Source organism: Fibrobacter sp. UBA3629 (assembly GCF_002374005.1).
Lineage (GTDB): Bacteria > Fibrobacterota > Fibrobacteria > Fibrobacterales > Fibrobacteraceae > Fibrobacter.
Genome location: NZ_DFLC01000007.1, coordinates 38,984 through 44,983, shown reverse-complemented (window position 1 = coordinate 44,983; position 6,000 = coordinate 38,984). Strand labels below are relative to the sequence as shown.

Below are 6,000 nucleotides of genomic sequence, written 5' to 3'. Positions count from 1 at the left end.
TGGACCGCCGTGCCGATGCTCCCGGACAAGCTTTCGAGCAATGTTTGTAGCTTGCACCAGGGCGTGGACCGCTGCGCATTCACCTGCATGATGGAACTCGACAAGCACGCGAACGTGCTCAGCTGGGATTTCCACCGCAGTATCGTGAAGATTACCAAGTCCATCACCTACGAGCAGGCAATGGAAATGATGAAGAACGGCGACGACGATATCAAGGCGCTCGCCGAGGTGACCGCACTCTTGAAGCAGAACCGCACCAAGGATGGCCTGCTGGAATTCCAGAGCACCGAATTCGGCTGCAAGTTCAACGAAAAGGGTGAACCGGAAAAGATTTACCCGCGCGTAACCGACGAATCAAATTCGTGGGTGGAAGAATGCATGCTCATCGCGAACAACTGCTGCGCCAAGGAACTCAAGAAGCGCAAGCTCCAGGGCATTTACCGTATCCATGAAGCGCCGGATACCAAGGACATCATGGAACTGTATTACATGTACCCGGATCTGTTCAAGGATTCTCCGGTGATGTTGCGCGACCTGGGCAAACCCCGCAGCGGCGACACGAACCTGAACCCGACGGCATTCAAGCTGTACGAACACTTGGTGAAGCGCGCCGCGGGCGACGAGACTTTGACCAACCGCATTCTACGCAGCATGCAGAAGGCACATTACGACAGCAACAGCTTCGGACACTTCGCGCTGAATTGGCAGGATTACGCCCACTTTACGAGCCCGATTCGCCGTTACGCCGACTTGTGGTGTCACCGCGAACTGGCGCGCAAGGGCAAGGAAATCAACGCCGAGCGCAAGAACAGCGTGATTGAAGTTTGCGACTTGATTTCGGCGAACGAAGTCAAGAACCAGAAAATCGAACGCATTGCCATCAAGGTGTGCAGCTGCTGGATTTTGAAGAGCCACATTGGCGACGACTTCGAGGCAACCGTCACGGGCATCGAGGAATGGGGTATCTACGTTTCTATCGCAGACCCGATTGCCGAAGGCCTGGTGCGTTTCCGCGACATTGCCGGCGATGACTTCTACGTATTCAACCCAGATCAGGGACTCGCTTTTGGCAAGAAGAGCGGGCGTACGTTCCGGCGCGGCGACAAGGTGCTGGTGCGCCTTTTGCGGGTAGACCCGCTGCGCGGTCAGGCGGACTTCAGCATTATCGAAAAACTCTCTAGCGAACCGAAGAAGCGCCGCCGTCAGGGTGAATCTCGCGACGATTACAACGACTACCGCAACCGCGACGTTCATGAACGCGCTGACCGCGCCGCCGCGGCGGAAGCCCTCGGGTACGTGAGCCAGCCCGACGACGACCGCGACTTCGATGACGACGCCCCGGAATATATCTCGGCACGCGGACACCGCAACCGTGGTGGACGCGGAGCCCGAAACCGCGATGACGACAGCTTCCATGTCGCAAGCAAGCCTCGCAAGACCAAGGGCGCCAAAGGCCCCAAGGCTTTCGGCGAAAAGTTTGCAGGCAAACGCGGGGGCAGGGGCAGAAGGCGTTAACCTCCATACAGAGACGCGGACATGTCGGAATACAAGAAAATCGCGCTCTATGCAAGCTACCAGACCGGGAAAGACCTTCCCGGCTACGTCCGCTTTGCACTTTCGCATCTCGCGAGAACCGATTTCCATGTCGTGCTTCTGACAAACGAGCGTGAATTCTCGCAGGAATCGCTCGAATTTATCGCCGACAACGATATCGAGCTGTTCCTCACGCAAAATCACGGGTTCGATTTCGGCATGTGGCACCGCTATCTCAAGCTCAAGGTGAACAGCCCGGTAGCCAACGGCACGCAAAGCGCCATGGGCAGCCTTGACCGTCTCCTCGTGCTGAACGATTCCATCGTCTACTTCCAGGACAACTTCGAGAAGTTCTTCGCCGAAGCGGAAAGAAGTAACGCCGATGTAGTCTCGCTCACCCGGAGTGATGAGTTCTGTCCGCACCTGCAATCGTTCTTCCTTTATCTGAAACAACCCGCCCTCGGCGCATTCTTCATGCACCTGTTCGAAACTCCCGAGCAGGAAAGTTTCGAAGCGACAGTCCGCCACATGGAAGTGGGATTGAGCGAAAAGTTTATCGAAGCAGAAGTCCGCATGGAAGCCCTCTTCCCGACGGATTGCAATCCGATATTTGCATACGGGGAACTGCTCGAACAGGGCTTCATCAAGCGCAAGCTCCTGCAGCGTCGTTTCAGTTTCAACGAGAAAAAGCACTTTATCCGCATGGGCGCCAAGGACGCGCTCAACACCGACTACGCATCGCTCGTCAAGCAGGCCGGACTCGCGCCGGACTTCAAGGAAGAGTGGCTGCCCTCGCCCATCGATTCCAGCGTAAAGCACAAGGCCGACCTCGTATGGGAAGGCGCTTTCGACAAGTTCGGGTGGCCGCTGCTGCGCACGGCCATCAAGGCCAAGTACAAGCTGCTCGGCAGGCCGCTCGAAGGCGACGAGTACAAGTAACCCGTCACTTTACTTTAAACAAAGTGGTTACCTGGATGGAATCTTTCTCCTCCTGTTTCCCCTCATATCGAGTATATTCCAGAGTCCAGGTAACCGTAGTATCTAATTCTAGCATGTTATTGCTTTCAATCAGGCAATAATTGAACCTTGGGGTTCCACTTCACTGGCCAAAATATAATTTGTTTCGGATAAAATAAAACAGGCAATTTTCGCCTTGCAGGAATCGTGTATATAAAGTCACAGGATTTTGCGCGACTTTATTTTTAATAAGCCAGCTGAACTCCAATAGACGGAGAGACGGGAACATCGGAAGGCCAGCTGAGCGGAGAAAGGACCTTTATGTTTATTCCGACGTGGCGATTGATATCGTAGTTGATACCAGCGGCAGCATGCACCAGTTGCCCGGTCTTGTAGTTATCGGCAATGTTAATCGTCAAACCGACAATCCCATGCCAATGGGTTCCGCCCAAGTAAAAGAGTACCGGAATTCGAATAAAGGAAGCAACGAAAGCGTCGTACTGGAGACTGCCCTGCAGGTAGAACGTCCTGGATTCGTTCATGTAGTAGCGCACGCCTGCACCGAAAATCACGGCACCGATTTCACCGAAGGCCCGGAACCTCGAGCCCAATTCCGTTTTTTCTGTCGGAGCTGGCGCCTGTGTCTGATTTTCCACCGTCTCCGTTTCGGTTGCAGCATTTTCCACAACATCGGCAGAAGATTCTTCCGCAATCTCATCGCAAAGGGCGAAGCTCGCACACAAAAAAATTATGGACATGATTTTCTTCATGTCCGTAAATTAGATTATTCACTATCGGATGTCAATGAAGGCGCCGAAAACAGTGCGCCGGCCGGCGCACAGTTCATTTATTTCTTCCTGACGATTTCGGCGTCCTTCACGTCCTTGCCTTTCAGCTTGTCCGAAACGGCGGCAGGAGCGTCCATCTTCTTATGGATTACCTTGTACTGGATAATGCTCCAGATATTGCCGACAATCCAGTAGAGCACGAGACCCGAAGGCATCACGGCACTGAACAGGAACATCATCGCAGGCATCATCCACACCATCATCTTCTGCTGTGCAGGATCCATGCCGGCACTGGAGCTCATCGTCACCTTTGTCTGGAAATAGGTCGTCGCGACCATAATCCACGGAAGAATTGCAAGGCCGGACGGCATGATGAACGGGATAGAGAATCCGCTCCACACCACATCGCTACGGCTGAGGTCGCTAATCCAGAGGAAGGCGGGCATGCCACGCAGTTCCATGGCACGGCCGAGCACAAAGAAGAGGCCCATGAAAATCGGCATCTGGATGAGCATCGGGAGGCAACCGCCCGTGCAGCTCGAAAGCGGATTCACGCCGTTCTTCGCGTAGAGTTCCATCATCGCGGCCTGCTTCTTCTGCGGGTCGGTCCTGTACTTCACGTTGATTTCATCCATCTGCGGCTTGAGCGAAGCCATACCGCGGGTAGACTTGATCTGCTTCACCATGAACGGAGTCGTAAGGCCACGCACCACGAACGTGATAAGGATAATCGCCACGCCGTAGTTCGGGATAAGGCCATAGAAGAACTTGAGGAGTTTCAGGAGCCACTTGCAAATCCACACGAACCAGACGCTGGAACCGGGGAACCACTTGGAACCCGTCACGATTACCTTCTCGTAGCCCTGACCGAGCGATTCGACTTCGTCCCACTGGAGCGGGAGCACCATGAAACTGTAGGCCACGGAATCTGCGCCGCGGGTCTCGTCCGCGATAGTGAGCCTGTAGGTCCCCGGATCCGTATTCGCTTCGGTCGGGACCTCGACATGCTTCGCGTTCACCTTGGCAGGGACAGGCTTGTCGAACTGGACCGACATGGCGACATACTTGCGGCGCATGCCCACCCAGTAGTAGCTCGCATCGTCGAACGTCATCGCATCGGAGAACGTTTCTCGTTCGGTCATCTCGTTATCCCTGTAGATGACTTCGCTGAAGAAGTAGCTTGCACCGCCAAGGCTCTTGCCCTTCGGGATGGCCTCGGTTTCCCTCATGCCGCCCTTCCAGGAAAGTTCGTAGGCGGCAGGCTTGAACCCGACAAAGCGATTCACCTGGCGCACGGCGGCCCCATCCTTCGTAAAGCCGTAGCTGCGGATAACCTTGTTGCCGTTCGCATCCGTGAACGTGAACTGCACGCTCGTATCGGAATCCACCACGATCCATTCGGGAGCATCCACCGCAAAGAGGGCGTCGGTCAGGTCGGCGGCTCCGAGTTTCAGGTCGAGGGCGCCGAGCGCCGTATCCTGGATGAGTTCGGGATAGTTGCCGGCGGTATCCTTCAGCGCCTTCACGATGACGCTCTGCACCTTGCCGCCCTTGTTGGAAAGCGTCATGATGAACTTGTCCGTCTCGACGGTCACGGTACGCGGAGCAACCGCGGGTACCACCGGAGCGGCGCTGTCGGCTGCTGCGGTCACAGAGTCGGACGCCACAGCGTCAGAAGCCTTGGCGGAATCGTCTTGAACGGCGCCGAGTACGGGAGGAGCCTTCTCCTCCGGTGCGGTCGCAGGGAGAACCAGTTCGGAGGCGCCATTCTGGGCGCTTTCGACCTGGGCGGCAGCCGCTTTCGCCTGGGCTTCGGCCTTCGCCTTGGCCTGTGCCTCGGCATTTGCGGAATTCATAGTCATCCACCAAATGACAATCACCGCCATGAGGATGGAGCCAATAATCGTATTCTTGTTCATCTCTTTTCCTTTCTAGGCGGCACCGGGTCGTAGCCGCCCTTGCAGAAGGGGTTGCATCTCAAAACTCTAAAAACCGCAAGATAGAAACCTTTGAAGGGGCCGTGAATGCGGATCGCCTCGATTGCATACTGCGAACATGTCGGCCGGAACCGGCACACCCCGTGGAAGAAATACGGGTGGATCAACTGGTAGAGGCGGATCGGCGCGATGAGCACCTGCGAAAACGCCCAGCTAACCTTCTCCATAACCTTCCGCATTCCCTGCCGCACCCCATTCCATTTTGCGGAATATCTTGGCCGCAGATTCCCGAAGCCTCTCGGCAGTCATCGTTTCGGAACTATCGTTCACGATGACCATCGCCCACACGGGCTTTTCTATCGCGGGAATCATCCCGAAGAAGAGAGGACGCAGGATCCTGCGGCAACGGTTGCGGTAAACCGCATTCCCGTTCTTCTTTTTGGCCAAAAAGCAAAAACGACAAGAACCGTCCGGGCTTTCAATCCACCGCATCGACAAAGACGGAGAGCGGACGAATTTTCCCTGGACGGCTACTTGCCGGTAGGCTGGCTGATTCGGCAGCCGGTAAGAACGCAGTGCGGCCACGAGGCCACCCCGACTTACTTCTTGTAGATGGAATCGCTGACAGTCAGACGCTTGCGGCCCTTGGCACGACGACGGCTCAGGACGGCGCGACCCCAACGGTCTTCCATGCGGGCCATGAAGCCCTGCTTGTTGGCACGCTTACGATTGTGAGGCTGGAAAGTTCTTTTCATGATAAAACCTTTTTAAAATGCAAAATTTTG

General features: G+C 55.5%; 7 protein-coding genes. 2 read left to right on the top strand and 5 right to left on the bottom strand.

Annotated features, from left to right (window positions below):
* The coding region (locus tag B2310_RS02320) for an RNB domain-containing ribonuclease (RefSeq protein ID WP_290728402.1) at positions 1 to 1,515 on the top strand (1,515 nt) is incomplete at its 5' end.
* Positions 1,516 to 1,536: 21 nt separating this feature from the next.
* Positions 1,537 to 2,472: a hypothetical protein gene (locus B2310_RS02315; RefSeq protein ID WP_290728399.1), complete on the top strand. Its 936-nt coding sequence runs from the start codon at positions 1,537 to 1,539 to the stop codon at positions 2,470 to 2,472.
* Positions 2,473 to 2,735: 263 nt separating this feature from the next.
* On the opposite strand, the gene B2310_RS02310 is transcribed toward B2310_RS02315, so the two are convergent.
* The 5 genes from B2310_RS02310 to rpmH all read right to left on the bottom strand — a co-directional run bounded on the left by B2310_RS02310 (position 2,736) and on the right by rpmH (position 5,970).
* Positions 2,736 to 3,260: a hypothetical protein gene (locus B2310_RS02310; protein ID WP_290728397.1), complete on the bottom strand. Its 525-nt coding sequence runs from the start codon at positions 3,258 to 3,260 to the stop codon at positions 2,736 to 2,738.
* A gap of 77 nt (positions 3,261 to 3,337) precedes the next feature.
* A complete protein-coding gene (locus B2310_RS02305; RefSeq protein ID WP_290728395.1) occupies positions 3,338 to 5,197 on the bottom strand; it encodes a YidC/Oxa1 family insertase periplasmic-domain containing protein in 1,860 nt (619 codons plus the stop codon).
* Entirely contained in the window at positions 5,194 to 5,442 is a 249-nt protein-coding gene (gene yidD, locus B2310_RS02300; protein ID WP_290728393.1) for a membrane protein insertion efficiency factor YidD, read from the bottom strand. The genes B2310_RS02305 and yidD overlap by 4 nt, the downstream gene beginning before the upstream one ends.
* The gene (locus B2310_RS02295; RefSeq protein ID WP_290728391.1) at positions 5,429 to 5,800 is read right to left on the bottom strand and encodes a ribonuclease P protein component; all 372 of its coding nucleotides are present in this window, start codon (positions 5,798 to 5,800) and stop codon (positions 5,429 to 5,431) included. Before B2310_RS02295 ends, yidD begins: the two co-directional genes overlap by 14 nt.
* 14 nt (positions 5,801 to 5,814) lie before the next feature.
* Positions 5,815 to 5,970, bottom strand: a complete 156-nt coding sequence (rpmH, locus tag B2310_RS02290; protein WP_173366331.1) for a 50S ribosomal protein L34 — start codon at positions 5,968 to 5,970, stop codon at positions 5,815 to 5,817.
* Positions 5,971 to 6,000 lie beyond the last annotated feature (30 nt).